This window comes from Arthrobacter sp. ASL1, from assembly GCF_056680475.1.
On record NZ_CM155284.1, the window covers coordinates 2,535,613 to 2,560,975 of the forward strand.

The 25,363-nt window shown below is 67.4% G+C and carries 26 protein-coding genes; 16 read left to right on the forward strand and 10 right to left on the reverse strand.

Translation table 11 applies throughout. The annotated features are described in order from the left end of the window. Positions 1 to 8 precede the first annotated feature (8 nt). Positions 9 to 1,415 (reverse strand): adenylosuccinate lyase, encoded by a 1,407-nt coding sequence (gene purB, locus AC1MEQ_RS12020; protein WP_479791033.1) that lies wholly within the window; start codon positions 1,413 to 1,415, stop codon positions 9 to 11. Between the two features lie 169 nt (positions 1,416 to 1,584). Here purB and AC1MEQ_RS12025 point away from each other — a divergent pair, with 169 nt between their 5' ends. Both AC1MEQ_RS12025 and AC1MEQ_RS12030 read left to right on the forward strand, forming a co-directional pair. Then, positions 1,585 to 1,821: a hypothetical protein gene (locus tag AC1MEQ_RS12025; RefSeq protein WP_479791034.1), complete on the forward strand. Its 237-nt coding sequence runs from the start codon at positions 1,585 to 1,587 to the stop codon at positions 1,819 to 1,821. Next, on the forward strand, positions 1,818 to 3,275 hold the full coding sequence (locus AC1MEQ_RS12030) for a hypothetical protein (protein WP_479791035.1): 1,458 nt from the start codon (positions 1,818 to 1,820) through the stop codon (positions 3,273 to 3,275). The genes AC1MEQ_RS12025 and AC1MEQ_RS12030 overlap by 4 nt, the downstream gene beginning before the upstream one ends. Before the next feature lie 35 nt (positions 3,276 to 3,310). Here AC1MEQ_RS12030 and AC1MEQ_RS12035 read toward each other — a convergent pair whose 3' ends face one another. Then, entirely contained in the window at positions 3,311 to 3,718 is a 408-nt protein-coding gene (locus AC1MEQ_RS12035; protein WP_479791036.1) for a phage holin family protein, read from the reverse strand. A gap of 66 nt (positions 3,719 to 3,784) precedes the next feature. Here AC1MEQ_RS12035 and AC1MEQ_RS12040 point away from each other — a divergent pair, with 66 nt between their 5' ends. From AC1MEQ_RS12040 to AC1MEQ_RS12055, 4 genes are all read left to right on the forward strand, one after another. Continuing rightward, positions 3,785 to 4,906 (forward strand): histidinol-phosphate transaminase, encoded by a 1,122-nt coding sequence (locus tag AC1MEQ_RS12040; protein ID WP_479791037.1) that lies wholly within the window; start codon positions 3,785 to 3,787, stop codon positions 4,904 to 4,906. Between the two features lie 122 nt (positions 4,907 to 5,028). Then, the gene (gene pdhA / locus AC1MEQ_RS12045; protein ID WP_479791038.1) at positions 5,029 to 6,192 is read left to right on the forward strand and encodes a pyruvate dehydrogenase (acetyl-transferring) E1 component subunit alpha; all 1,164 of its coding nucleotides are present in this window, start codon (positions 5,029 to 5,031) and stop codon (positions 6,190 to 6,192) included. Beyond that, positions 6,189 to 7,163 carry an alpha-ketoacid dehydrogenase subunit beta gene (locus AC1MEQ_RS12050; RefSeq protein ID WP_479791039.1) on the forward strand — a complete coding sequence of 325 codons (975 nt, stop codon included), beginning with the start codon at positions 6,189 to 6,191 and terminating at the stop codon, positions 7,161 to 7,163. Before pdhA ends, AC1MEQ_RS12050 begins: the two co-directional genes overlap by 4 nt. A gap of 42 nt (positions 7,164 to 7,205) precedes the next feature. Beyond that, complete coding sequence (locus tag AC1MEQ_RS12055; protein WP_479791040.1) at positions 7,206 to 8,687, forward strand: dihydrolipoamide acetyltransferase family protein; 1,482 nt, start codon at positions 7,206 to 7,208, stop codon at positions 8,685 to 8,687. Positions 8,688 to 8,986: 299 nt separating this feature from the next. Here AC1MEQ_RS12055 and AC1MEQ_RS12060 read toward each other — a convergent pair whose 3' ends face one another. The 3 genes from AC1MEQ_RS12060 to AC1MEQ_RS12070 are packed head-to-tail and all read right to left on the reverse strand — an operon-like array spanning position 8,987 to position 12,537. Further along, positions 8,987 to 9,772, reverse strand: a complete 786-nt coding sequence (locus AC1MEQ_RS12060; RefSeq protein WP_479791041.1) for an IclR family transcriptional regulator domain-containing protein — start codon at positions 9,770 to 9,772, stop codon at positions 8,987 to 8,989. Positions 9,773 to 9,799: 27 nt separating this feature from the next. Next, positions 9,800 to 11,662 carry a bifunctional sugar phosphate isomerase/epimerase/4-hydroxyphenylpyruvate dioxygenase family protein gene (locus AC1MEQ_RS12065; protein ID WP_479791042.1) on the reverse strand — a complete coding sequence of 621 codons (1,863 nt, stop codon included), beginning with the start codon at positions 11,660 to 11,662 and terminating at the stop codon, positions 9,800 to 9,802. Between the two features lie 2 nt (positions 11,663 to 11,664). Then, the gene (locus AC1MEQ_RS12070; protein ID WP_479791043.1) at positions 11,665 to 12,537 is read right to left on the reverse strand and encodes a shikimate dehydrogenase; all 873 of its coding nucleotides are present in this window, start codon (positions 12,535 to 12,537) and stop codon (positions 11,665 to 11,667) included. A 173-nt stretch (positions 12,538 to 12,710) separates the two neighbouring features. Between AC1MEQ_RS12070 and AC1MEQ_RS12075 the strand changes: the two genes are divergently transcribed. Beyond that, a complete protein-coding gene (locus AC1MEQ_RS12075) occupies positions 12,711 to 12,854 on the forward strand; it encodes a hypothetical protein (protein ID WP_479791044.1) in 144 nt (47 codons plus the stop codon). A gap of 139 nt (positions 12,855 to 12,993) precedes the next feature. Then, a complete protein-coding gene (gene idi / locus AC1MEQ_RS12080) occupies positions 12,994 to 13,551 on the forward strand; it encodes an isopentenyl-diphosphate Delta-isomerase (RefSeq protein ID WP_479796119.1) in 558 nt (185 codons plus the stop codon). Between the two features lie 37 nt (positions 13,552 to 13,588). Here the strand turns inward: idi and AC1MEQ_RS12085 are convergent, their stop codons facing one another. Both AC1MEQ_RS12085 and AC1MEQ_RS12090 read right to left on the reverse strand, forming a co-directional pair. Next, positions 13,589 to 15,142, reverse strand: a complete 1,554-nt coding sequence (locus AC1MEQ_RS12085; RefSeq protein WP_479791045.1) for an SLC13 family permease — start codon at positions 15,140 to 15,142, stop codon at positions 13,589 to 13,591. 144 nt (positions 15,143 to 15,286) lie between these two features. Next, positions 15,287 to 15,889 carry an NAD(P)-dependent oxidoreductase gene (locus AC1MEQ_RS12090; RefSeq protein ID WP_479791046.1) on the reverse strand — a complete coding sequence of 201 codons (603 nt, stop codon included), beginning with the start codon at positions 15,887 to 15,889 and terminating at the stop codon, positions 15,287 to 15,289. An 80-nt stretch (positions 15,890 to 15,969) separates the two neighbouring features. Between AC1MEQ_RS12090 and AC1MEQ_RS12095 the strand changes: the two genes are divergently transcribed. The 5 genes from AC1MEQ_RS12095 to AC1MEQ_RS12115 all read left to right on the forward strand — a co-directional run bounded on the left by AC1MEQ_RS12095 (position 15,970) and on the right by AC1MEQ_RS12115 (position 20,025). Next, positions 15,970 to 16,356 carry a winged helix-turn-helix transcriptional regulator gene (locus tag AC1MEQ_RS12095; RefSeq protein WP_479791047.1) on the forward strand — a complete coding sequence of 129 codons (387 nt, stop codon included), beginning with the start codon at positions 15,970 to 15,972 and terminating at the stop codon, positions 16,354 to 16,356. Then, positions 16,349 to 17,080 (forward strand): NUDIX hydrolase, encoded by a 732-nt coding sequence (locus AC1MEQ_RS12100; protein ID WP_479791048.1) that lies wholly within the window; start codon positions 16,349 to 16,351, stop codon positions 17,078 to 17,080. Before AC1MEQ_RS12095 ends, AC1MEQ_RS12100 begins: the two co-directional genes overlap by 8 nt. A gap of 147 nt (positions 17,081 to 17,227) precedes the next feature. Beyond that, positions 17,228 to 18,070: an ABC transporter ATP-binding protein gene (locus AC1MEQ_RS12105; RefSeq protein WP_479791049.1), complete on the forward strand. Its 843-nt coding sequence runs from the start codon at positions 17,228 to 17,230 to the stop codon at positions 18,068 to 18,070. After that, the gene (locus AC1MEQ_RS12110) at positions 18,067 to 18,903 is read left to right on the forward strand and encodes an ABC transporter permease (protein ID WP_479791050.1); all 837 of its coding nucleotides are present in this window, start codon (positions 18,067 to 18,069) and stop codon (positions 18,901 to 18,903) included. The genes AC1MEQ_RS12105 and AC1MEQ_RS12110 overlap by 4 nt, the downstream gene beginning before the upstream one ends. Positions 18,904 to 18,945: 42 nt before the next feature. Beyond that, positions 18,946 to 20,025 (forward strand): ABC transporter substrate-binding protein, encoded by a 1,080-nt coding sequence (locus AC1MEQ_RS12115; protein WP_479791051.1) that lies wholly within the window; start codon positions 18,946 to 18,948, stop codon positions 20,023 to 20,025. A gap of 86 nt (positions 20,026 to 20,111) precedes the next feature. Here AC1MEQ_RS12115 and AC1MEQ_RS12120 read toward each other — a convergent pair whose 3' ends face one another. Together AC1MEQ_RS12120 and AC1MEQ_RS12125 are read right to left on the reverse strand one after the other, a co-directional pair. Then, the gene (locus AC1MEQ_RS12120; RefSeq protein WP_479791052.1) at positions 20,112 to 21,407 is read right to left on the reverse strand and encodes an aminotransferase-like domain-containing protein; all 1,296 of its coding nucleotides are present in this window, start codon (positions 21,405 to 21,407) and stop codon (positions 20,112 to 20,114) included. A 59-nt stretch (positions 21,408 to 21,466) separates the two neighbouring features. Continuing rightward, complete coding sequence (locus tag AC1MEQ_RS12125; protein WP_479791053.1) at positions 21,467 to 21,877, reverse strand: helix-turn-helix domain-containing protein; 411 nt, start codon at positions 21,875 to 21,877, stop codon at positions 21,467 to 21,469. Positions 21,878 to 21,944: 67 nt separating this feature from the next. Between AC1MEQ_RS12125 and AC1MEQ_RS12130 the strand changes: the two genes are divergently transcribed. Together AC1MEQ_RS12130 and AC1MEQ_RS12135 are read left to right on the forward strand one after the other, a co-directional pair. Beyond that, positions 21,945 to 22,787 (forward strand): carbon-nitrogen hydrolase family protein, encoded by an 843-nt coding sequence (locus tag AC1MEQ_RS12130; protein ID WP_479796120.1) that lies wholly within the window; start codon positions 21,945 to 21,947, stop codon positions 22,785 to 22,787. A gap of 229 nt (positions 22,788 to 23,016) precedes the next feature. Further along, entirely contained in the window at positions 23,017 to 24,198 is a 1,182-nt protein-coding gene (locus AC1MEQ_RS12135) for an NAD(P)-dependent malic enzyme (RefSeq protein WP_479791054.1), read from the forward strand. 49 nt (positions 24,199 to 24,247) lie between these two features. Here the strand turns inward: AC1MEQ_RS12135 and AC1MEQ_RS12140 are convergent, their stop codons facing one another. Next, positions 24,248 to 24,544, reverse strand: coding sequence for a DUF503 domain-containing protein (locus tag AC1MEQ_RS12140; RefSeq protein WP_479791055.1), 297 nt, complete (start codon positions 24,542 to 24,544; stop codon positions 24,248 to 24,250). Positions 24,545 to 24,636: 92 nt separating this feature from the next. Here AC1MEQ_RS12140 and AC1MEQ_RS12145 point away from each other — a divergent pair, with 92 nt between their 5' ends. After that, complete coding sequence (locus tag AC1MEQ_RS12145) at positions 24,637 to 25,251, forward strand: flavodoxin family protein (RefSeq protein WP_479791056.1); 615 nt, start codon at positions 24,637 to 24,639, stop codon at positions 25,249 to 25,251. Positions 25,252 to 25,363: the final 112 nt, after the last annotated feature.

The following is a 25,363-nucleotide window of genomic DNA, read 5'->3' on the forward strand; positions in this document are numbered from 1 at the left end:
GCCCGACCTCACTTGAGGTGGTCCACCAGCTCCGCGGCAATGCCGTTGTAGGTCCCCGGTGTCAGGGCCTTCAGCCGGGCTGCCGCCTCGTCGCCCAGGCCCAGCCCGGCGACGAACTCCTGCATGCGCGCGGCGTCGACGCGGTTGCCCCGGGTGAGCTCCTTGAGCCGCTCGTAGGGGTTCTCCATGCCCGCCGTCCCGGCGATGGCCTCGGCGCGCATGACCATCTGGATGGCCTCGCCGAGCACCTCCCAGTTGTGCTCCAGGTCCTCGGCCAGCACGTCCTCGGCGACGTCCAGGCGCTCCAGGCCCTTGGCGACATTGGAGATCGACAGCAGCGAATGGCCGAACGCGGTGCCGATGTTGCGCTGCGAGGACGAATCGGTGAGGTCTCGCTGCCAGCGGCTGGTCACCAGGGTGGCGGCCAGGGTGTCGAACAACCCGTTGGAGATCTCCAGGTTCGCCTCGGCATTCTCGAAGCGGATCGGGTTGACCTTGTGTGGCATCGTCGAGGATCCCGTGGCGCCGGCGACCGGTACCTGCTTGAAGTAGCCGATGGAGATGTAGCTCCACACGTCGGTGCAGAAGTTGTGCAGGATCCGGTTGAACCGCGTGACATCGGCATAGAGCTCGGCCTGCCAGTCGTGGGATTCGATCTGCGTGGTCAGCGGGTTCCAGTCCAGCCCGAGGCCCTCGACGAACGTCCGCGAGACCTGCTGCCAGGCGGCCCCGGGCACGGAGGCGTAGTGCGCGGCGTAGGTGCCGGTGGCCCCGTTGATCTTGCCCAGGTACTCGGTGCGCGCGATCCGCTCCAGCTGGCGGGTCAGCCGCCAGGCGGTGACGGCGAGCTCCTTGCCCAGCGTCGTCGGGGTTGCCGGCTGCCCGTGCGTACGCGAGAGCATCGGCACGGCACGGGTCGTCTCGGCCATGGCCGTGATCTGCTGAACCAGGGCGCGGGCCGCTGGCATCCAGACGTCCTCGACCGCGTCCTTGACACCCAGGGCGTAGGAGAGGTTGTTGATGTCCTCGCTGGTGCAGCCGAAGTGCACCAGCGGGGTCAGCGCCTCGATGCCGATGCCCGGCAGGCGGCGGTTGATGTAGTACTCCACGGCCTTGACGTCGTGGACGGTGATGGCCTCGATCTCGGACAGTTCAGACACCGAAGCGGCGTTGAATTCGGTGACGATCCGGCGCAGCGCGGCCGCCTGGTCCGCGGACAACGGGGAGGTGCCCGGCAACACGGAATGCGACGTGAGGTGGATCAGCCACTCGACCTCCACATGGACGCGGTTGCGGTTCAGCGCCGCCTCCGAGAGGTGGTCCACCAGCGGGGCGATCGCCGACCGGTAGCGGCCGTCGAGGGCACCAAGTGCCAGCGGTTCGGAAGCAAGGGATGTGCGCGCGGATTCAGCCATGGTGCCCATTCTTTCATGGCCCGCCCGGCCACCGGCACCGCATGACGCGGGACGGCCCCTGCCCCCGCCGTCCGCCGGGCGCCGATATCCACAGGCACGACGCCGGCTCCTGCGTTGGTGGGAGAGCCCGCCTAGCGTTGGGGATATCCGGGGCGGCAAGGGAGGCGTGGTGTACAACTGGGATCTGCTGGAGCGCAGGACGCGGCACGCGCTGGCCGAGCTGTCCGTTGCCCGGGCCGGACTGTTGTCGGCACTGGGCGTGCAATGGCGCTCGCCGGCCGGGATCGCCTACCGTCGCCGGCTGGAGGAGTGCCTGGGCCGGCTGGATGCCATTCCGCGTGAGCTCGAGGATGTCTTGGCGGCGATCCAGCAGGGCCGGGAGCGATTTCCGGGGGACGGACGGTGAGCCATAGCAGTTCCGGTGGAGTGTCCAGCGTGGACTACCAGCTCGACGAGTTCGAACGGGCCGCCGCGCTGCTCGGGCGGGCCGGCGACGGATTGGCCATGGTTCGGATGCTCGTCTCGTCCGCCTTGGCCGATGCCGGGCCGCCTTCTTCCCCGGAGACATGGCAGTTCTCCCGGGCCGCCGAGGAACACCTGCGGAACTCGAACTCGCTGGCGATCGACGTGGGTGACCGTCTTGCGGAATGCCGCACCGGGCTCGAGGCCAGCCGCGCTGGCTATGAGGACGCCGAGCGACGGGCCCGGCAGCAGGCCTACCAGGTGCGTGCCGCGACGGTCGTTGACCGGCTGGGTGGTGAGGTGGCTTCCAACCACGGCCACCCGGACGGGCAAACGACCGAGGACCTGATCAATGCCGCCCCCGGGTACGCCCTGGCCTGGCTGGCCCTGGGGGGCAAGCCGGAGTCCCAGCCGGTCGCGGCATCGACACTGCGGGTCGTGGCGCGACTGGTGGCCGACCGGGAACATGGCGGTCCATTCCGCACCGGAATCGCCGAGCGTCTGGGCACCGGTCTGGCCTCGATGGCGGCCGTGCGCCTGCTGTTCAACATCCGCCGGATCCGCAGCGTCTCGATCTCCCGCGCCGCTCCGAAACCCTTCACCGGCACCTTGCCGAACCTGATGGACTTGCAGCGTCGGGCCGAAGCGCCGATCTCCGGCGAGGGTGCCATCCTGGTGTCCACGGCTCAGACGCCGAGCGGGCCGGTCCACGTCCTCACCTTGCCCGGGACGGAGCCTGCGGGCGATCGCCGTGCGTCGCTGCCGTTGAATCCGTTCGATGAGGGCGGAATCGTGGAGGCCGCCGGGCTCGACAGCCTGTATGTCGGTGAGGCGGCCGCCGAGGCGTTGCATGCCGTGGGGGCCCAACCTGGGGACCGGCTGGTCATCACGGGCTATAGCCAGGGTGGAATACACGCCGCCAACCTGGCGGTTGACCCGCGGATCGCGCGAACCTACGACGTCGAATATGTGGTGACCACCGGTGCGCCCGTCGGGGGAACCCCGCTGCCCGACGGCGTTCGCGGACTGCATCTCGAGCATCAGGACGACATGGTCCCGGGACTCGACGGTCGGCCCAATCCCGAGACCAGCAACCAGGTCACCGTGCACTTCAACGGCTATGCGGCCGGCACCGACATGAATGCCGGCGGCTTTGGCGCGGCGCACCAGCTGGGTAACTACAGTGCGCTCGCGGGTGAATTGGCGACCAGTACCGAGCCCAACGTCGTCGAGGCCCGGCAAGCACTGGGTGCTGTGTTCGCAGGGGCCACAGCCGTTTCGGTGACGACCGTGGGTCTGCGGCGCGGGCGTGCCCGGACCGCCGGTCGGATCAAGCCGGTGCGCCGCCCGCTGCGCGGATCCTTACGGCAGGGCCTGCATGCGGCACCGGCGCACTGACCGCCCCACCATGCCGTGGGGCGCAGGGGCGGCGCCTAGCGCTCCTTGTCGGGGATGACCCAGCCGATCACTGCCGAGACGACGCTGATGATGATCGCGCCGAGAACCGCGTCCCAGAAGAATGTGTCGATGTGCAGGCCAATGGGCGTGTAGCTGCTCAGCCACGAGGTGAGCACCAACATGGCCGCATTGATCACGATCGCGAAGAGCCCCAGCGTCAGACAGGTGATCGGCAGCGAGAGGAACCCGATGATGGGCCTGACCACCGCATTGACGATGCCGAAGATCAGGCCGATGAACAGGTAGGCGACGACCGTGCCGACCGAGTCGTTCCCGGTGGCTTCGCTGACGGCGCTGGAACCGACGGTGATGCCCGGCAACAGCCAGGTCGCGGCGGCCAAGGCCAGGGCATTGACGATGACTTTGACGATGAATCGGAACATGGGCACATCCTCGCATACGGTCCTGTGCCGGCCCCGGGGGATCGTCCGCGGCGATAGGCTAGGACCATGAGCAACGAGAACCCCGTCACGCCCGTCGAGGTGCAACCACGTCCCGTACTGGACCTGCTTCCGAAGTACGCAGCGGGCAAACCCCCGGCCGCCGTGTCAGGCCTGACCTCCTACAAGCTGTCCTCCAACGAGAACCCGCAGCCGCCGGTGCCGGCCGTGCTGGAGGCCATCCGCGAGGGCGTCGACTTCAACCGCTACCCGGACCCGCTGGCAACGAAGCTGCGCGAGGCCCTGGCCGGATATCTCGATGTGCCCGCCGAGGACATCGTCACGGGTGCCGGGAGCCTGGGCGCACTGACCCAGATCCTGCAGACGTTCGCAGGCCAGAACGACGACGATGTCGCGGACGAGGTCATCTACGCCTGGCGCTCCTTCGAGGCCTACCCCATCGTCGTGCAGACCACCGGGGCGGATGCCATCGAGATCCCGAACCTGCCGGACGGCCGGCACGATCTGGACGCCATGGCCGCTGCGGTGAACGCCCAGACCTCCGTCGTGCTGCTGTGCACGCCCAACAACCCCACGGGCCCGGTGCTGACTACCGCCGAGGTTGAGAAGTTCATCAACTCCGTTCCCGCGAACGTGCTGATCGTCATCGACGAGGCCTACAACGAATTCGTCCGCAGGGACGACGCCGTAAACGGCATCGAGATGTACCGGAAGTACCCCAACGTCGTGGTCCTGCGGACGTTCTCCAAGGCCCACGGTCTGGCCAACCTGCGGGTGGGATATTCCATTTCCCACCCGTCGATCACCCAGTACCTGCGCGTTATCGCCACCCCGTTCGCCGTTTCGAGCCTGGCGGAAAAGGCGGCCGTGGCATCGATAGAGAGCATCGACGATGTTGTCGAAAGCGTACAACGCGTCGTTGACGAACGAACCCGCGTGGTCGAGGGACTGCGAAAGCTCGGGTGGGAGATTCCCGACGCCCAGGGCAACTTCGTCTGGCTCGCCTTTGGCGACGAGACCCCCGAGTTTGCCAGGGTCGCCGGGGAGCATGCGCTCTCCGTCCGCGCCTTCGGCACCGAGGGGCTCAGGGTGACCATTGGCGAGGAGGAGGCCAACACGCGTTTCCTCGAGCTTTGTAGCAACTATCCAAAACGACCCGCCCTTTCCTAGCCGGTCACCATTTCCGGCCGGAAGCCCCCTGCCCAGTAGGCTGGAGGGGTATTTCCGTTATATGCCTCCCACGGTATGCATTCCGTAGGCGGCATATATCCGAGCGAAGGGTATCCACGCGCATGACCTCAACCGCACAGGCGACGGCGGCAACCGACATGGTCCAGTTGCTCACGCCAGACGGAGAGCTTCGGCAGGATGGCGTGTACTCGCCCTATCTGGCAGACGTCGATGCCGAGCGGGTGCGCGGCTTCTACCGTGACATGGCCCTGACCCGGCGGTTCGACGAGGAGGCCACGGCCCTGCAGCGCCAGGGCCAGCTGGCCCTCTGGGTGCCGCTGCGCGGACAGGAAGCCGCCCAGATCGGTTCGGGGCGGGCCACCGAGGCGCGCGACTACATCTTCCCCACCTACCGCGAGCACGGCGTTGCGCTGACCCGCGACGTGGACTTCCCGCAGATGCTGCGGATCTTCCGCGGCATCTCCAATGGCGGGTGGGATCCCCGGGAGAACAACTTCCACATGTACACCATGGTGCTCGCCGCCCAGATGCCGCACGCCGCCGGATACGCCATGGGCATCCAGCGCGATCAGGCGGGCTGGGATGCCGAACGGCTCGCCGCCGAAGGCACCGCCGTGGTCGCCTACTTCGGCGACGGCTCATCATCCGAGGGCGACACCCATGAATCCATGGTCTTCGCCGCGAGCAACCAGGCGCCGGTGGTCTTCTTCTGCCAGAACAACCAGTGGGCCATCTCGGTGCCGTTCGAGGTCCAGTCCCGCGTGCCTCTGGTGCAGCGCGCCGCCGGGTACGGATTCCCGGGCATCCGCGTGGATGGCAATGACGTCTTGGCCGTGCATGCCGTCACCCGCTGGGCCCTCGAGCACGCCAGATCCGGCCGCGGGCCGGTACTCATTGAGGCCGAGACCTACCGGGTCGGCGCGCACACGACGGCCGATGACCCCACCAAATACCGCACGGCGGTCGAGGAGGAGACCTGGGGGCCGAAGGACCCCCTGACCCGCGTGGAAAAGTACCTGCGTGCCCAGAACCTGGTCGATGAGGACTTCTTCGTGCAGCTCGCCTCCGACGGCGATGAGATGGCCGCCCGGGTCCGCCGCGAGGCATTGGCCTTCCCGGCACCGACCCTGGCGCAATCGTTCGCCAATGTCTATGCAGAAGCCCACCCGCTGATCCGCGAGGAACTGGAGTTCCACCTCCGGTACGAGGCCGGGTTCACCGATGCCGACGTGACGTCCACTGAGCCGCAGGGAGATGCCCGATGACCACGATGACCATCGCCAAGGCCCTCTCCTCCGGCCTGCGCCGCGTACTGGACGAGAATCCGAAGTCCCTGCTGATCGGCGAGGATATCGGCCGGCTCGGCGGCGTCTACCGCGTCACCGAGGGCCTGATGGCCGATTTCGGAACCGACCGGGTCGTCGACTCGCCACTGGCCGAATCCGGCATCATCGGCGCCTCGATCGGCATGAGTCTGCGCGGCTACGCCCCGATCGCCGAGATCCAGTTCGACGGCTTCGTCTTCCCGGGGTTCAACCAGATCACCACCCAGCTGGCCAAGATGCGCGCCCGCTCCGAAGGCCGGTTCGGTGCCCCCGTCGTCGTGCGCATCCCGTATGGCGGCGGGATCGGCTCCATCGAACACCACTCGGAATCGCCAGAAGCGCTCTTCGCCCACACCCCCGGCCTGCGCATCATCACCCCGTCCAACCCTAACGACGCCTATTGGATGATCCAGCAGGCTGCCGCCTGCCAGGACCCGGTGATCTTCTTCGAACCCAAGCGCCGTTATTGGCTCAAGGGCGAGGTCGATACCGAGACCCCGGCCCAGGACGCCTTCAGCGCGCAGGTCATCCGCGAGGGAACCGACGCCACGATCGTCACTTACGGGCCGCTCGTCCCGGTGGCGCTGGCCGCCGCCGAGGCTGCCACGGAGGACGGACGCAGCATCGAGGTCATCGATCTGCGGTCGATCAGCCCCATCGATTTCGCCACGGTGATCGCCTCGGTGGAGAAGACCGGCCGGCTGATCGTGACCCATGAGGCCCCCACCTTCGGGGGTATCGGCGGCGAAATCGCAGCCCGCGTCTCCGAACGGGCATTCCTCTCGCTCGAGGCACCCGTGATCCGGGTTGGTGGTTTCCACATGCCCTACCCCGTGGCCAAGGTCGAGGAACAGTACCTGCCGGACATCGACAAGCTGCTCGATGCGTTGGACCGTTCCTTCGAGTACTAAGCCATCCGGCACCCCGAACAGCACGCGCCCAAGGAGCCATCCATGAGTACCTTCAAACTGCCGGACGTCGGAGAGGGCCTGACCGAGGCCGACATCGCCTCCTGGAAGGTCAAACCCGGTGACACCGTGGCGATCAACCAGGTTTTCGTGGAGATCGAGACGGCCAAGTCCCTCGTCGAGTTGCCCAGCCCGTTTGCCGGAGTGGTGACCGAGCTGCACGCCTCCGAAGGACAGACCGTCGAGGTCGGCCAGCCGCTCTTCAGTGTCGACGAAACCGGGCAGGAGGTCCCTGTCCCGCAGGAACCCGGCACCGAGTCCGCGCCCTTCGCCGTCGATCAGGTCGTCGAGCCACCGGCGGTGGTAGACGCCGCCTCAGAGGAGAAGGCGCCGGGGCCGTTGGTCGGCTCCGGGCCGAAGGCGGATCCCGTACGACGCCGGCCGCGCAACCACCGCGGCACCCAGGCTGCAGCTCCGGCTCCGGCCACTGCCATCCGCCCGGTGCCCGCGGCTCCCCGGGTACCGTCCACCGGGACTCCGGCCGCGGCACCGCAGCCGGCGTCGGCTCCGGTCGGCACGGCAACCAGCGCCGGTGCCCGCGCGGTCGCCGCCCGCCAGTCGGTCTCCCAGCTTCTTGACCGTGTGCTGGCCAAACCGCCGGTTCGCAAGATCGCCAAGGAGCTGGGCATCGACCTGGCCAAGATCAGCGGAACCGGATTGCGTGGGGAGATCACCCGCGAGGACCTCATCTCCTACCAGGGCCAACGCGAGGCCGAGCAGGACCAGGCCGGGACCTTTTGGATGCCTGGAACCGTCGACGAGGACCGGGTGACCCGCGAACCCGTCCGCGGTGTGCGCAAAGCCACCGCCAAGGCCATGGTGGAGTCCGCCTTCAGCGCTCCGCATGTGAGCATCTTTGTCGACGTCGACGCATCCCGCACCATGGAGTTCACCCAGCGGCTCAAGAAGTCCCGGGACTTCGAGGGCATCAAGGTCTCCCCACTGCTGATCCTGGCCAAGGCCGTCATCTGGGCCGCAGCCCGCAATCCCAGCGTCAACGCCAGCTGGGTTGACCAGCCCGATGGCGCCGCGGAGATCCACGTCAAGCACTACATGAACCTGGGCATCGCCGCGGCCACCCCGCGTGGACTCCTGGTCCCGAACATCAAGGACGCCCAGGACCTGAGCCTGAAGGAACTCGCCGTCGCCCTCAATGGCCTGGCCGTCACGGCCCGCGAAGGCAAGACCAAGCCTGAGGACATGCGCGGCGGCTCGCTCACGGTGACCAATATCGGTGCCCTCGGCATCGATACCGGCACGCCGATCATCAACCCGGGCGAGGTGGCCATCGTCGCTTTCGGCACGATCCGGCAAAAGCCGTGGGTCGTCTCCGGTGAAGTCATCCCGAGGTGGATCACCACCCTCGGCGGCAGCTTCGACCACCGCGTCGTCGACGGGGACCTCTCGGCGCGGTTCATGGCTGATGTCGCGGCCATTATGGAGGAACCGGCGCTCCTGCTCGACTGACCGACGCCTGCCGCGCCTCCTGGACTCCTCAGATGTACTGCAGAAGCCGGCGCCGCGGTCGGCGGAAGAGAATTGCCGTTCTCAGTATGGAACGGGGCCCTCGGCGTTGACCTGTGACCGCTCGTTGCCCAAACTCGAGTGCTGGAGACAGGTTCTAAACCGATGGTGGCGCACTTCTGGAGGGCGATGCTCGCGATCGTCCTCATCGTAGTGCTCACGGACAAGGAAACATCCACAAGGAACCTGGCGTACCAAGCCTCACGGGGAGCCGGGGCATCACGTACCGGCTCCTGCTGGCCCTAGACGGTACGGCCGCCGAAGTCGTCGGCAATCCGTGCCGCAGCCTCCTGCAGCACCGGAACAAGGTCGTCCTGGACATCGGGAGCGCCCTGGCGGCCTGACTGGATCGATACGTTCAGCGCGGCGATGACATCGTCGCCCCGTCGCACCGGGACGGCCAGGCCGCGCAGCCCCACGTCGAGCTCCTGCGAGACGAGCGACCAGCCCCGGCCACGGACCAGTTCGATTTCCTCGCGCAGCTTCTGCATGCTGGTAATCGTGTTGGACGTGTAGCCGACCAGCTCGGCTCCGGCGAAGAAGCGTTCGCGGGCCGGTTCGGGCAGCGCGGCGACCAGCACACGGCCCATCGAGGTTCCCCAGGCCGGCAGCCGGTTGCCCAGGTTCACTGTCACGCTGTGCAGGCGCGGCGCGGCGACCCGGGCGATGTAGATGACGTTCTGCCCGTCGAGGGTGGACAGCGTGGCCGTCTCGTCCAGCCGGTGGGCCAGCTCGGTCAGGTGCGGCCGGGCGATGTCGGGCAGGTTCAGCGAGGACAGGTAGCTGGCGCCCAAGTCCAGCACTCGCGGGGTCTGGGTGAACGTGGCGCCGTCAGTGCGCAGGTAGCCCAGGTCGGTCAGCGTGAGCAGGAACCGGCGGGCCGCGGCACGCGACATCGAGGTCGCCGCCGCCGCCTGCGAGACGGTCAGCGTCGGCGAGGCCGAGGTGAACGCCAACAGGATCTGCAGCACCTTGTCCGCTGACTTCACGAAGTAGTCGGGCACCGCGTCGTCGGTGTCGGCAATCATGGCATCCTCGCTCTTCGTGGTGGTCTGTCAGCCCGCCCGCAGCCGGTTATGCTCGAACTGGGAGGCGAGGCGGACCGGCGCGTTGGGCGCACCATAGCCATCGTACCCATCGAGGCGCTGCACGACCTCCAGGAACAACCGGCCCACGGTCCCCGTGTAGAAGTGCAGGAACGCGCCGTATTCGTCGTGGTCGTAAAGCAGCTGCAATCCGCGCAGCGTGTCCAGCATCCCCGCCTCCAGCCCGAAGCGGGCGGCCAGGTCCTCATAGTAGTTCTCCGGGATCGGCAGGAACTCCATGCCCGACTCTTGGGCTTGCCGCGCCAAGGTCACGATGTCGGTGGTCGCAAACGCCACGTGTTCGGCATACGGGTGCCGGTGGTCCCCGGGCCCGCCGCCGTCCAGGACCTGGGGCACCAGGTTCAACGCCAGCCGGACGGCCCCGTCGTCGGTGCGCATGACCTGGCTACGGACCAGGCCCAGCGGGCTGGGGACCTCGGTGGCCGGGCGGGTCGAGAGCCGCAGCGCCGATTCGTAGAAGAGCACCGCCTCGTCGAACGCCTGCCAGGGCTGGGCCAGGTTCACGTGGTCGATTCCGGTGACCAGGCACGACGCCGGTGCCTCCCCGGCTCCCGGGCCCACCGTGGCGCCGAACTCCTGGACCCAGGCGGGCGTGGGGGTATCGGCGCCGAAGAAGACTTCGGTGCCATCGGGGGCGATCACTCCGCGCAGCACGGCCTCGTCGGCGGTGTTCTGTCTCGGGACCGGCGCGGCGCGCAGGCCGCGCGTTCGCGCGAGACTGGTATCCGGGTTAGCGACCTGGAACCCCAGCGCGGAGATCGATGCCGCGGCATCGGTGGCGCGTTGGCCATTGATGATGATGCGGGCCGCCCCCTGGGTCCAGAGCTGGACGGGTTTTCGGCGGTGCTGGCCCACGAATGTGAAGCCCAGATGGTCCAGCAGGTCGGCGACCGATTCGGCGTCCTCGGTGCGGATCTCGGCGAAGTCCATGCTGGTGGGTGCCGCCGCAGGGGGCAGGGAGGCCAACCGCATCGGAAATCCGGAAGCCGTCTCGCCGAGCAGGGCCGCGGTGCGGTCCTGCAGCCACAGCAGCGAGCGCATCGCATCGATGGCCGTGCGCTGGACGTTGGACTGGCGGAAGGTGTCGTTGAAAATCTCCAGTGACACGGCGCCGTCGTAACCGCTGTTCACCAGGTGGGCCATGAACCCGGGCAGGTCGAATCCGCCCTGCCCCGGGAAGACGCGGTAGTGGCGGCTCCAGGACAGGATGTCCAGCGAAAGGACGGGCGCATCGGCGAGTTGGACGAAGAAGATCCGCGCCGGGTCCAGGTCGGCGATGGCAGCCGGGTTGTCGGCGCGCGAGAGGATGTGGAAGGAATCCAGACAGGTGCCGACGGCGGGGTGGTCGGCGAGTTGGACGATGCGGTAGGCGTGACGGTACGTGTTGACGAAGCGGCCCCAGGCCAGCGCCTCGTAGGCCAACTTGATGCCATGGCTTTGGGCCGCCTCGCCGAGGCGGCGCAGCTGGGCGGCGGCCACCGCGTCGTCGTCGAGGGTGGCGGTTGAGACGTTGCTGCACACCAGCAAGGTGTCGATGCCCAGACGGTCCATCAGCTCGAACTTGGCTTCGGCGCGGCGCAGGTTCTCCGCCAGAACGTCCTCGGCGACGCCCTCGAAGTCGCGGAAGGGCTGGTACAGGTCCAGGGTAAGGCCGAGCCGGTCGGCCAGGGCACGGACCTCATCGGGGGACCTCGGGCTGACCACCAGGTCCTGTTCGAAGATCTCGATGCCGTCGAACCCTGCCCGGGCGCAGGCGAGCATCTTCTCCTCGAGGGTGCCGGAGAGGCAGACCGTGGCGATGGACGTGCGCATGGTCAGAGCCCCCGGTCGATCATGTCAAGGAAGTGGGCGCGCATCCGGTCGGCGTTCGGCTCGATTCCGGTGATGAGTGTGAAGGCGCCGACCGCCTGGCCAACGGCCATATAGCCGCCGTCCAAGGTCCGGCAACCGAGGGCTGCCGCGGCGAGGATCAGCTCGGTGTCGACGGGGCGGTAGATGACGTCGGCTACCCAGTGGCGCGGTTCCAGGGCCGCGATATCCAGCGGCAGGCCGGGATGCTGGTGCATGCCGATCGGGGTGGCATTGACCAGGCCGTCGGCGGCCTTCAGCAGTGCCGGGACCTCGCCGGGGGCGTGGGCGGTGATGGTGGCCACGGGGAAGTGCTCGGTCAGGGCGGCGGCGCACGCGGTCCCGCGGGCTGCGTCGGTGTCCACAAGAGCCAAGTGTCCGACGCCGGCCTCGAGCAGGGCATGGGCGACTGCGGAGCCGGCGCCGCCGGCGCCGAGCTGGAGTACGCTGCCCAGCGGGGCGTCGGGCAAACCGGTACGCAGCCCGAAGCCGAAGCCTGAGAAGTCCGTGTTCTCGCCGTGGAACTTGCCGTCACGGATGAAGACCGTGTTCACGGCACCGAGGCGTTGGGCGTGTGCTGAGATCGAGTCGAGTTCCGCTATCGCCACCTGCTTGCAGGGGTGGGTGATGTTGAAGGCGTTGTAGCCCAGATCGCGCCCGGCGCGCAGCAGTTCGCCGACGGCGGAGGCGTCGCGGCCGAGCGCCAACAGGTCGATGGGCCGGTAGAGGTAGCGCAGGCCGTGCGCGTCGGCGGCGGCCTCATGCATCGAGGGACTGAGTGAGGGCTCGACGCCTTCGCCGATCAGGCCGACCAGATAGGACTGTTCGATGGTGCTCAACGCTATCAACCTCACTCGGGACTGGATGTTGTCACCGCCGACGGTGACCTGCGTCCCATTCTAAGCCGTTGTACGCATTACGTACAGTTGCCCGCAATGCGCACGTCGTTCGGCCGGTGTTCGCCCCGATCGTGCGTGCGCACTGTGGTCCCGAAGGATCACGGCAGCTGCTTGTGGACCAGCAGCTCGTTGCCATCAAGACCAAAAACGTGCGACTTGATGCGAATACGCAGCACGCGCCCGAAGGCCCCAATTCGCCAGAGGCGGCCGCGACGGTGATCAATGGCGCCACCGGGAGATGGTTCGCGGGGAACTAGACCCGTGGGGACCGCCCATCGCCTCTGGTGAATTTTTGCTCGAAGGAAGTTCCGTATGTCTACGTATCGGCTATGGTTCCGAGTGGACCTCCGGATGATGCCGGCACAACCACGGGTAGGAGCACACGTGACGGGGCAGATGCCGCGACGGGAAGCGCGTGAGTGCGTCGTGTTGCTGGACGCCGGGCACCGCGAGATCGGCACGGCACTCAAATCGGAAGTGCATACCAGCACGACGCCTTTGCATCTCGCCTTTTCCTGCCACGTCTTCGCCGAGGACGGGCGGGTTCTGGTCACGCGCCGTTCGCTGGAGAAGCGGGCTTGGCCGGGGGTGTGGACCAACTCGGTCTGCGGGCATCCGGCACCGGGGGAGTCGAGCCAGGAGGCGGTCCGGCGTCGTGCCGGCTACGAGCTGGGACTGGATCTCGGCGTGGTCCACGAGGTCTTGCCCGACTTCGCCTACCGGGCCGTGGACGCCTCGGGGATCGTGGAGAACGAGTTCTGCCCCGTCCATTTCGCGGTTGCCCCGGGAGACCCGGCGCCGCGGGACAGCGAGGTGGCCGAGTACCACTGGGTGGCCCCGGCGAACCTCGCTGCCGCCGTCGCCGCGACGCCGTGGGCCTTCAGCCCGTGGCTGGTCCTGCAGCTGGGGGTCCTGGCCGCGCGCGGCATCGAATACACCGCACCGCGGCACTGATCGTCGGCGTGCATCCGCCCCGGGCCACCGGGCATCGTTAGACGGAGGTGCCGAAAACCAGCGGCAGCAACGTGAACAGCACCACCGTGATCAGCACGATGGAGACCAGGTTCAGCCAAAGGCCGGCACGGACCATCTGCTTGATGGATACCTCCCCGGAGCCGAAGGCGACCGCGTTGGACGGGGTGGCCACCGGCAGCATGTAGGCCGAGCACACCGCCAGGGTCATCACGATGGTCATCAAGATCGGATCAAGTCCCACTCCGACCGCCACGGCTCCCATGATCGGGAAGAATGCCGCGGCCGTCGCGGTATTGCTCGTCAGCTCCGTCAGGCCGAGGCCGACCACGGCGGCCACGAGCAGGATCACGACCGGAGGCAGCCCCGCCAGGCCGCCGACCTGGTCGCCGATCCAGGTGGACAGGCCGGTCTTGGTGAACATTGCCGACAGGCTCAGGCCGCCACCGAACAACAGGAGCAGGCCCCACGGGATGTCCCGCGCTGATTCCCAGCCGAGGAGCGGGACCGTACCCAGGTTCTCGGAGCGCTTGCGGGCCGGGACAAGGAACGTGGCGACCGCGGCAGCCATGGCCACCTGCGTGTCATTAATGGTGCCGAGGAACGGGAGCGCCTGCGCCACGGCGGGGATCTGCGCGATGAAAGGCACTGCCACCCAGAAGAAGATCGCCAGCAGGAAGATCGCGCCGACCCGGCGTTCCGGGGTCGTGAGGCGGCCCAGTTTGGCCAGCTCGTTGCGGATGAGTTCCGTGCCGCCGGGGATCTGCTCCAGGGCGGTGCGGAAGACGATTTTGGTCAGGACGAGCCAGGCGACGAACAGCATCACGGCGGCGACCGGGACGCTGACGAGCATCCACTTGCCGAAGCCCATGTCGTATCCCTGTTCGGAGCCGAGGTACGCCTTCATCAGGGCCATCGGCGGCTGGCCGATCAGCGTGGCCATCGAACCGATGGTCACGCCGTAGGCGATGCCCAACATCATCGAGGCGGAGAACTTGGCATCCACTGCGTCCTTGTCGATGCTGCGCACCAATTGCAGGATGGAAACGCCGATGGGGACCATGATGACGGCCGTGGCCGTGTTAGATACCCAGGCGGAGATGAATGCCGAGGCCAGCATGAGCCCGAAGACGATCTGGCTTGGCCGGGTCCCCACCATCTTGATGGTCAGCAACGCAATCCTCAGGTGGAGGTTGCTTTTCTCGGTCGCCAACCCCAGGATCACGCCGCCCATGACCAGGAAGACCACGGGGTTGGCGTAGGGGGAGGCAACGTTCGCCATGGTGTCCATCCCGAAGAGCGGGAACAACACCAGCGGCAACAGCGAGGTGACCGGAATCGGGGCGGCTTCGGTCATCCACCAGATGGCCATCCAGAGTGCACACCCGGCCACGGCCCGCCCCTCGAAGGCCAGCGACCCGGGCAGGACCAGCGCGAGCGCCAGCCCCGCCAGGGGCCCTGCCAACAGCGCCATCCATCGGCGGCCGCCCCGGCCCTCCGCGTCTGAGGGCGTGGTCGGGGCGGCGGGGGTGGGGGCCACCCGTGGTGACGGGCTCTGGATCTCGGTACTCATGTATTCCTCATCAGGTGACGTGGTGCACCGGATGGGGTGCCGGCCAACGTTAGACCCTATAGAGGTGATCTAGACAACAGAAGTATCCATTTTGCTTTGATTCAGAGGTTACGCATATGGATGCAGGTCATTGCCCCCGCACGCTCAATTCGCGACGGTGAAGCGACGGTGGCGGTGCTTCGGATCCTCCAGTTCGTCGAGCACCGCGACGGCGAAGTCCTGGGTGGAGATGCGTTCGCCCACCGGGGAGTCGGCACCGAGTTTGTAGGTGCCGGTGCGCTCGCCCGGTGCGATCACCGGGGCCGGGGCCAGCATCGTCCAGTCCAGGCCGGAGGCGGAGTTGTAGTTCTCCATGACCGTGACCATCGCGCGGGACTCGGCCTCGTATTCCGGCGGGAAGCCAGGCTGGTCCACGAGCAGGCCGCCGTCGACCATCGTGCTGCCCGCTCCGCCGACGATGAACACCCGCGCGGGAACCAGGGTCTCGCTGATCTGTTCGTGCGCGTCGATGAAGTCCTGCGGGTCCCCGCCCTCACGTGATGGGGGGACCGAGAAGACGACGACGTCATGGTCGGCCGCCAGTGCCCGGTAGGCTGCGAGGTCACCGAGGTCGGCGGTGGCGGAGGCCGCGCGGTCGACCGGCGTCCCCTTCCGGGATACGGCGGTGACCTCGTGGCCGCGGCCGAGTGCCTCGTTGACGATCTGGCTGCCGACCATGCCGGTGGCTCCGTAGATGGCAATCTTCATGGTGAATCCCTTTCGTGAATGGCTCGTCTCATGATGGTATGCATTTGATACCCAGTACCTCAACGTCATAAGGTATCCAGATGGATACCAATGGCCGACCCTTCGATGTCATGGACGCCGACTGCCCCTCCCGTCTGGTGCTGCAACGCATTGGCGACAAGTGGACGCCCCTGGTCATGCAGGCGCTGAAGGCCGGACCTGGCCGGTTCACCGCGGTCCGCTCCGCAGTCGGCGGCGTTACCCCCAAGGTACTGACGCAGACGCTGCGCACGCTCGAACGTGACGGGCTTGTTGCGCGCACCGTCTATGCGCAGGTCCCGCCACGCGTCGACTATGCCCTCACCGACCTCGGTGCCACCTTGCTGGAACCCCTCGATACGGTCCGCCGCTGGGCCGAGGAGCATGCCGGTGCGATCCTCGAATCCCGCGACGCCTACGACGACCGCCAGGAGGCGGTCCGTGCCTGAAGCCATCTCGACGCCTGGGCTGCACGGGGATGCGGCCACCGTGGTCCTGCTGCGTGAATCACCCGGCGGGCCGCAGGTGCTCCTGCTTGAACGCCCCTCGAACCGGGGCTCCTTCGCCGGGGCCTGGGTCTTCCCGGGTGGTTACGTGGACCCCGAGGATCGCGACATGCCCCCGATGAACGACGGCGAGGCCCTCGATCCGCTGGTCGCCGCGGCCCTGCGGGCCGGAGTGCGCGAGACACGTGAGGAGACCGGGCTGGAGGTCCGTGAGGCCGAACTGGCCGCCCTCTCGGTTTGGACGCCGCCGCCGACCGCCCCGAAACGCCTGCGCACCTGGTTTTTCCTGGCTGTCCTCGAGGCCCCGGTCGGCGGCCAGATCACCCTGAGCGCCGACGAGCACGTGGACCACGCCTGGTTGACACCGGCCGAGGCGCTGGTACGCCACGGTGAGGGCAGGATCAGCCTGGTGCCCCCCACCTGGATGACGCTGCGCTGGCTCGACCGCCAAGCCACCGCCGCCGACGCGCTGGAAGCGGCGCGGAGCCAACCCCCGGCCGACTTCAGGAGCCTGCGCACCCTCGACGGCGACGGCCAACCCATCGTGGTGTGGGCCGGCGATGAGGCCTATGACCTTGACGGCTTGGCCGGGCCCGTCGGTGCGCGCAACCGCGTCCGCCTCGGCTCGTTGCCGTGGGTGCGCGAGTGGACGCCGCACATCGCGTAACGCTGCAGAAAACCGTTGAGTGTGATCTGTGTTACTGCTAGTCTCAACACCGCAATATGAAACTGAACCCACATCGTGGGGCGAGTCGGTCGTTCTTGAGGCTGATGGCCCCGGGGTTTCGAGGGTCCAACGCGGGGAAGAGCAGTCATGAGGCAGCCGGATCAACTGGAAGCACCGGAATACGCGGTGGAACTGAACGCATGCAGCAAGGAGTTCACAACGCCCCAGGGCGGCACCTACCAGGCGGTGCAGGACATCGACTTGAAGGTCGAGCCCGGTCGTTTTGTCTCGATCGTTGGTCCGACGGGGTCCGGGAAGTCCACGATCCTGCACATGGCCGCCGGCCTGCTGGAGCCGAGTACGGGCACCGCGGCGAGCTTCGGCGCCCCTGTTCAGGGCGTGAACCGCCGGGCCTCCTACATGTTCCAACAAGACGCCCTTCTGCCGTGGAAAACGGTGATCGACAACGTCAGCCTGGGATTGACCATGGCCGGTGTGCCCAAGGCGGAGGCGAGCGACCGTGCCCGCGGGTGGCTCGAAAAGGTGGGGCTGAGAAATTTCGCCGACCGATATCCGCACCAGCTCAGCGGCGGCATGCGCAAGCGCACCTCGCTGGCACAGGCATGGATCGTCGATCCCGACATCCTGCTCATGGATGAGCCGTTCTCCGCACTGGACGTCCAGACCCGCCAGATCATGGAGAACGAATTGCTGGCCTTGTGGCAGGAATCCGGCAAGGCGGTCGTGTTCATCACCCACGACCTCGACGAGGCCATCGCCCTCTCGGACGAGGTGGTCGTCCTGGGTGCCGGCCCCGGCAGCACCGTCGTCGGTCGGTACGACATCACCATTCCCCGCCCGCGAGACCTGCTGGAAATCCGCGATGACCCCCAGTTCGTCGAACTGCACCGGGAAATCTGGGGGCGTTTGAAAGTCGAGGTTTCCCGCACCTACCAATCGACGATTCGCCAGGAAGGCGGCGCAGCATGAGCACCACGACCGAACGGGCCGGGCAGGACGCCATCGTGGCCCGCCGGAGCCCCCGCCGACGGGCCGGGGTCACGGGGCCGGGAGTGCGCGCCGGGCAGGTCGGGCTCACCATCCTCGTCCTGGTTGCCTGGGAGCTGTTGTGCCGGGTCGGGATCATCGACGACTTCTTCTTTCCGCGGCCCTCGGAGATCCTGAAGACGGTCTGGGAATGGGTGGGCTCCGGATTCGTCTTCCCCCACCTGCTCATCACCCTCGAGGAAGCGGCCTTGGCCTTCGCCACGGGTGCCGCGGTCGGGCTGTTGCTCGGTTTCCTGCTCGCCCGGGTGCGCTTCCTCGAGCAGCTTTTCGAGCCGTTCCTGAAGATGTTCAACGCACTGCCACGCGTGGTGCTTGCGCCGATCTTCCTGCTCTGGTTCGGCCTGGGCATCTGGTCGAAGGTCGCGTTCGGGTTCACCCTGGTGTTCTTCATCGTCTTCTTCAACACCTTGGAGGGTGTCAAGAGCGTCGATCGGGTCTTGATCGACAACGCCCGCATGCTCGGAGCCAGCGAACGCCAGCTACTGCGCCACGTCTTCATCCCCAGTGCGCTGACGTGGATATTCTCCAGCCTGCACATCAGCGTGGGATTCGCCATCACCGGCGCGGTGGTCGGCGAATACCTCGGGGCCTCCGCGGGCATGGGGTACGCCATCGCCCAGGCCCAGGGGGTCTTCGACACCACAGGCGTCTTCGCGGGGATGTTCATCCTCATGTTCGTGGTCCTGATCATCGACCTTCTCGTCAATCGCGTCGAACGGCACCTGCTGCGCTGGCGCCCTACCAACAACGGATAGCCCGACCATCCCGGCCGGAACGCCACCTTGAAAGGAAGCCCCATGAAACAGCACACGAAACCAGGTGCCCCCCGCCGCCGGATGGCCAAGGGGGCAGCTCTGGCCGCCGGACTGGCACTGCTGCTCTCGGCCTGCGGAACCCCCGCCACTGCACCGCCGGGGCAATCGTCCGGCGGAGAAGCCGGTGGGGGCGGTGAAAAGGTCACCATTGGCATTGGCGGCCAGACGCTCCTGACGTATCTCCCCACCACCCTGGCGGAGCAGTTGGGCTTCTACAAGAAACAGGGGCTCGACGTCGACCTGCAGGACCTGCAGGGTGGATCCAAGGCGCTGACCGCAATGATCGGCGGCAGCACGGACGTCACCAACGGATACTACGAGCACACCATCCAGATGCAGGCCAAGAAGCAGCCCATCGAGGCCTTCGTGAACGAGAACCTGTCGTCCGGGCTGGCCCTCGTCGTCGCGCCCAAGAACGAGGACAGCATCACCTCGCTGAAGGACCTGAAGGGGAAGAACGTCGGTGTCACCTCACCGGGCTCATCGACCGACATGTTCGTGAAGTACCTGCTGACCAAGAATGGGATGAAGGGGACGGACGCCGCAGTGTCCGCGATCGGTGCCGGCTCATCAGCCGTCGCGGCCGTGGAAAACGGCCAGGTGGATGCCGCCGTCATGCTCGAGCCGGACATCTCGGTGCTGGCCAAGAGGATCGGCCACGATCCGAAGATCATCGCCGACGTCAGGACGCCGGAGGGCCTCAAGGAGGTCTTCGGCGCCTCTGCCTGGCCGTCGTCGAGCCTCTACGCGAAGACTGACTGGCTGCAGAAGAACCCGGAGACCGCGAAGAAGCTTGCTGCGGCGATCAAGGAGACCCTGCAGTGGATCGCCGACCACAGCGGCGAGGAGATCGCGGCGAAGATGCCCAAGAAGTTCTCCGGCGGCGACGAGAAGCAGTATGCCAAGGTCATCGGCGACCTCAAGGAGACGCTGAGCACCAACGGCGAATTCACCGAAGAGGGCGCCCAAGCGGTGTTGGAGACCCAGCGGGTCGCCAACCCCGAGGTGGGGGACAAGGAGATTGACCTGTCCAAGACCTACACCAATGAATTCCTGAAATAGGAATCCGGACGGAAGCGGAGCCGGGACCCGGGTACAGCGTGCCCGGGTCCCGGCTCTGCTGCGCCGTGTGCGGGTGGAATCGCGGGTCAGGCAGCGGCGATGGCCCGCTTCAGCACGCCGGCCAGGCGCTTGACGCCCTCGGTGATCTTCCTCGGTTCGACCGCGCTGAAGGCCAGCCGCAGCCGGTTGTTCGGCTCGTCGTCCGGGGTGAATGCGGCACCGGGGATGAAGACGACGCCGTCATCGATCGCTTGCGTCAGCAATGGGTAGGTGTCGATCCCCGCCGGGAGGGTGACCCAAATGAAGAAGCCGCCCTCCGGCGTCGTCCATTCCACGCCGTCGGGCATGTGCTCCTCCAACGCGGCGAGCATGCTGGCGCAGCGATCTGCATAGAGGCCGCGGTAGGTGGAGATCTGCGCGCGCCAGTCGTGCCCGTCCAGGTATCGGGTGATCAGCAATTGGTTCAAAGTCGCCGGGCAGAGGATCACGGCCTCACTGGCCAGGTAGAAGCGCCGGGTGAGGTGGGAGGGCAGCAGGGCCCAGCCGATCCGCAGGCCCGGGGCCAGGATCTTGGAGAACGACCCCATGTAGATCACGTCGTCGGGGTTGCCGGCGCGGAGTGGGACGTACGGGTCGCCGTCGAATTTCAGCAGGCCGTAAGGGTTGTCCTCGAGGACCAGGATGTTGGCCTCGCGGCAGATGTCCACGATCTCCTGGCGGCGGTCGGCGCCCAGTGAGATGCCCGAGGGGTTGTTGAAGTTCGGGATCGTGTAGAGGAACTTGATGCGCTTGCCGGTGGCGTTCACCTCGGCGATGCGGGCGCGCAACACGTCGGGGACGAGCCCGTGCTCGTCCATCGCGACGGGTTCGACCTGGATTTGGTGGGCCTCGAAGGTGTTCAGGGCCCCCACGTAGGTCGGGTCCTCGCACAACACCACGTCGCCGGGGTCGCAGAAGACCTTGCAGGCCACATCCTGGGCGGACTGCGAGCCGGTGGTGACCACGATGTCCTCCGGGTCCACGCCGGTGATGCCTTCTTCGGCCATGACCTCCCGGATGTGTTCGCGCAGCTCGATGGTCCCCTTGCCGCCGCCATACTGCAGCGCGGTCAGGCCTTCTTCGGCGATGATCTGGTGGGCCATCTGTCCGATCTTCTCCAGCGGGAGCGAGGCCAGATAGGGGTTGCCGCCGGCAAGTGAGACCAGGCCGGGGCGCAGCGAGATGTCGAAGACGTCGCGCACGGCGGACTGCCTAATGCTGGCTGCCCGCGCGGAGAACAGGCTCTCGTGGCGGGCCGAGGCCTGCGCGCGTTCGAGGGCGACCTCCGATTCGGTCGGCAGCGATTCGGGATCCTGTGCGGTGCTGTTCTGGTAGGTGCTCACCCTCACATGGTAACAACATGGGTTCACCATGAGGCAACAGTTGTTCCCGAAATGATTCTTTAGATTTCGGGTTGCGTGGCGGCCTGCCGTGCGGCATCGCGGGCGGCCACCCAGGCCGCGACATCGGCCGGCTTGATGCGCCGGTGGCTGCCGCGGTACTCCACGGGGATCGTTCCGGCATCGGTGAGGTTGCGCAGGTAGGTGCTGGAGACCCCCGCCAACCGTGCGGCCTGGGAGGTGTTCAGCCAGCGTTCGGCGGTGCTGAGCACGACCGCCTCCCCGCCGGCCAGCCGTCCCAGCAGGTCCATCACGGCCTCGGCCGCCACCGGTGGGAGGCGCACCGCAGTGCCATTGACGAACACGGTGGCGTCGGACGACTCGGCCAGCGCGGCGGCCAGCCGTGTGGCATCGGCGCCCGTCAGCGCCTCGTGCTGGGTGGTCTTCGTCAAGGCGGTGGTCTCCTGTGGCATGTCTCCATCATGCCGTGCCGGGGGAGTCGAAGGCAGACCCCGGATATGGCACAGTCGGGACATGACGTTGAAAATCGCCCTTGCCCAGATCAATTCCACCGCGGATCTGGACGCCAACTTCGAGCTCGTCCGCGACCACGCGACCCGCGCCCGTGAGGCCGGCGCCGCCGTCGTGGTCTTCCCCGAGGCGACCATGTGCGCCTTCGGGCACCCGCTGGCCGAGGTCGCCGAGCCGCTGGACGGGCCCTGGGCGAACCGTGTCCGGACCCTGTCCGCGGAGCTCGGCATCGTCACCGTCCACGGCATGTTCACGCCCGGCGAGGGCGACCGGGTGCGCAACACCCTGCTCGCGACGGGTCCCGAAGTCGAGGCCAGCTACGACAAGATCCACCTCTACGACGCCTTTGGATACGCCGAATCCGACGCCGTGACGGCCGGGGATTCGATCGCCACGTTCGAGGTTGACGGCGCAGTGTTCGGGCTCTCGACCTGCTACGACGTGCGGTTCCCGGACCTGTACCAGGCCACCACCGCCGCGGGAGCAGCCGTGAACATCGTCTGTGCTTCCTGGGGTGACGGCCCGGGCAAGGCCGAACAATGGGACGCCCTGGTCCGCGCACGCGCGCTGGACACCACGACGTTCGTCGTCGCCTGCGACCAGGCCGACCCCGCCGCCGGCCATCCGGCCACCGACAGCACCCCGTTGGGGGTCGGCCACAGCGCCGTGATCTCACCGCTGGGCCAGACCCTGGCCTCCACCCCGACGGGTCCCTCGCTGACCGTCGTGGACCTGGACCTCGGTAGCCTCGACGCGGCACGCGCGAAGCTCCCGGTACTCGCCAACGCGCGTCGGTTCGACGCCGACGGCCACGCGGCAGCCCCGGCGGGACCCGGTACGGAGCACCCGTAAGATTCCCGCCGAGAGGTTGGGCCGACCCGTCCGATGCCCTACTGTGGGTGCAACGGTCTAAAGAAAGTACTGACCACTGCGCAAGCGCCGCAAGCCAACACCCCTGGCCGGCCTCCGCAGAGCAGGGCAGGTTGCCCGCCGCTCGTCGACCCAGTCGCCGGCGCCGCAGCCCGCGGAATCCGTGCCACGCCCGCTTCCCGATCAGCTGACTTTCCCCAGGAGCATCCCCATGTCCACCGTGACCCCCGAAACCACCCCCACGACGACCGCGCCCATCAGCGAAGCTGACATCTTCTCCGCCCACGAGGGCGGCAAGCTGTCCGTGGAATCGACGATGCCGCTGGATTCCAAGCGCGCCCTGTCCATTGCCTACACCCCCGGCGTCGCGCAGGTCTGCCGCGCCATCGCGGCCGATCCCGCCAAGCACGCCACCCATACCTGGGCGTCCCGCCTGGTCGCCGTGGTCTCGGACGGCACGGCGGTCCTGGGCCTGGGCAACATCGGTGCCGCAGCCTCGCTGCCTGTGATGGAGGGCAAGTCCGCGCTGTTCAAGAACTTCGGCGGGCTCAATTCCATCCCGCTGGTCCTGGAGACCACCAATGTCGACGAGATCATCGAGACCCTCGTGCGGCTGCGCCCCAGCTTCGGCGCGGTCAACCTCGAGGACATCTCCGCACCACGCTGCTTCGAACTCGAGGAACGGCTCATCGAGGCCCTCGACTGCCCCGTGATGCACGATGACCAGCACGGCACCGCCGTCGTCGTCCTGGCGGCGCTGACCAACGCGGCCCGCGTCGTCGGCAAGCAGCTCGCCGACCTGCGCGTGGTCGTCTCCGGCGCCGGTGCCGCCGGCATCGCCATCGCCGACATCCTGGTCAACGTGGGCGTCGGAGACGTCGTGCTGCTGGACTCCCAGGGCGTCATCCACCGCGACCGCGACGACCTGAACCCGATCAAGGCCAAGTACGCGGCCATCACCAACCGCGAGGGGATCATGGGCGGAACCCGCGAGGCCCTCGATGGCGCGGACGCCTTCGTCGGGGTCTCCTCCTCGACCGTCCCCGAGGAGGACCTCGCCGGGATGAACGAGGATGCCATCATCTTCGGCCTCTCCAACCCGGACCCCGAGGTCATGCCCGATGTGGCCGCCCGCTACGCCACCGTCGTCGCCACCGGACGCAGCGATTTCCCGAACCAGATCAACAACGTGCTCGCCTTCCCCGGCATCTTCCGCGGCGCGCTGGATGCGGGCGCGCGCCGCATCACCGGGGAGATGAAGATCGCCGCCGCCATGGCCATCGCCGATCTGGCCGCCGAGGACCTGGCACCGGACTTCATCGTCCCCTCCCCGCTGGATCCGCGGGTCGCCGACGCCGTCGCCGCGGCGGTGGAAGCCGCCTCCGGGCACTAGCACGACGCGCGGGCGGGGCACCGATGTGCCCCGCCCACGGTGCGCCGGGCTACTCGTCTTCGGAGGAGTGCATCCGGCGCCGGGCACTGAGTAGTTCCAGCTCCGGCCGGTAGGCGACCAGCCGTTCGATGCCGTCGAGCACCTCGACCACGTGGGCCGCATCCGCGGAGACGAGCCCCGCTGCCAACGATGCGCGACGGTGCAGGTCCTGCTGGCCGGTTTCCGCCACGGACACCTCGAAACGGCGCCGCACCTCCGCCAGGACGGGGCGGATGACGGCACGCTTGGCCTTCAGCGAGTGGACATCGCCGAGGAGCACGTCGAATTCGATCCAGCCGAACCACATGCACCCATCATCGAACACGCCGGCTGTCGCGCCAAGGGCCGGTACCGGCGGAAACGCTGGTCAGCGGCCGCGCGTCCGGGCAGACTGGCGCCATGAGCGAAGATCCGTTGAAGGCCCTGGTCCTGGTCTGCACACTCACCCCTTCCCCGCAGGACTCGAGCAGCGACTTGCTCGGCCGCCAGGTAGCCGAGGAGCTCGCGGTGCACGGCGTCGACAGCGAGGTGGTGCGGATCGTTGACCACGATGTGAAACCCGGAGTGAAGACGGACATGGGTGCCGGGGACGAATGGCCCGCCATCCGCGAAAAGCTGCTGGCCTCCCACATTTTGGTGCTCGCGACCCCCATCTGGGTGGGCCATCCGGCAAGCCCGGCACAGCAGGTGCTGGAGCGGCTAGACGCGGAGCTCTCAGAAACCGATGAGCGGGGGCGGCCGATCCTCTTCGACAAGGTCGCGATGGTCGCCGTCGTCGGCAACGAGGACGGAGCCCACCACGTCGTAGCCGACGTGTCCCAGGGATTGAGTGAAGTCGGCTTCACCGTCGCCGGGCAGGGGGCGACCTATTGGGTCGGGGAGGCGATGCACGGCACCGACTACCAGGATCTGGAGGAGACCCCGGAGGCTACAGCCAAGGCGACGCGTGTCTCCGCAAGGAACACGGCGCACCTGGCGGCACTGCTGCGGGACCACCCCTTCCCTGCCGGCTGAGGACTGCCGTGCCCGGCGGATCGAGTGTGGCAATTGTGGGTTTCCTCACCCAGATCGTGTGTTAACCTGCGCGCACACGCGGGGCGAAAAATGACCTCTTGTTACTGTCGAG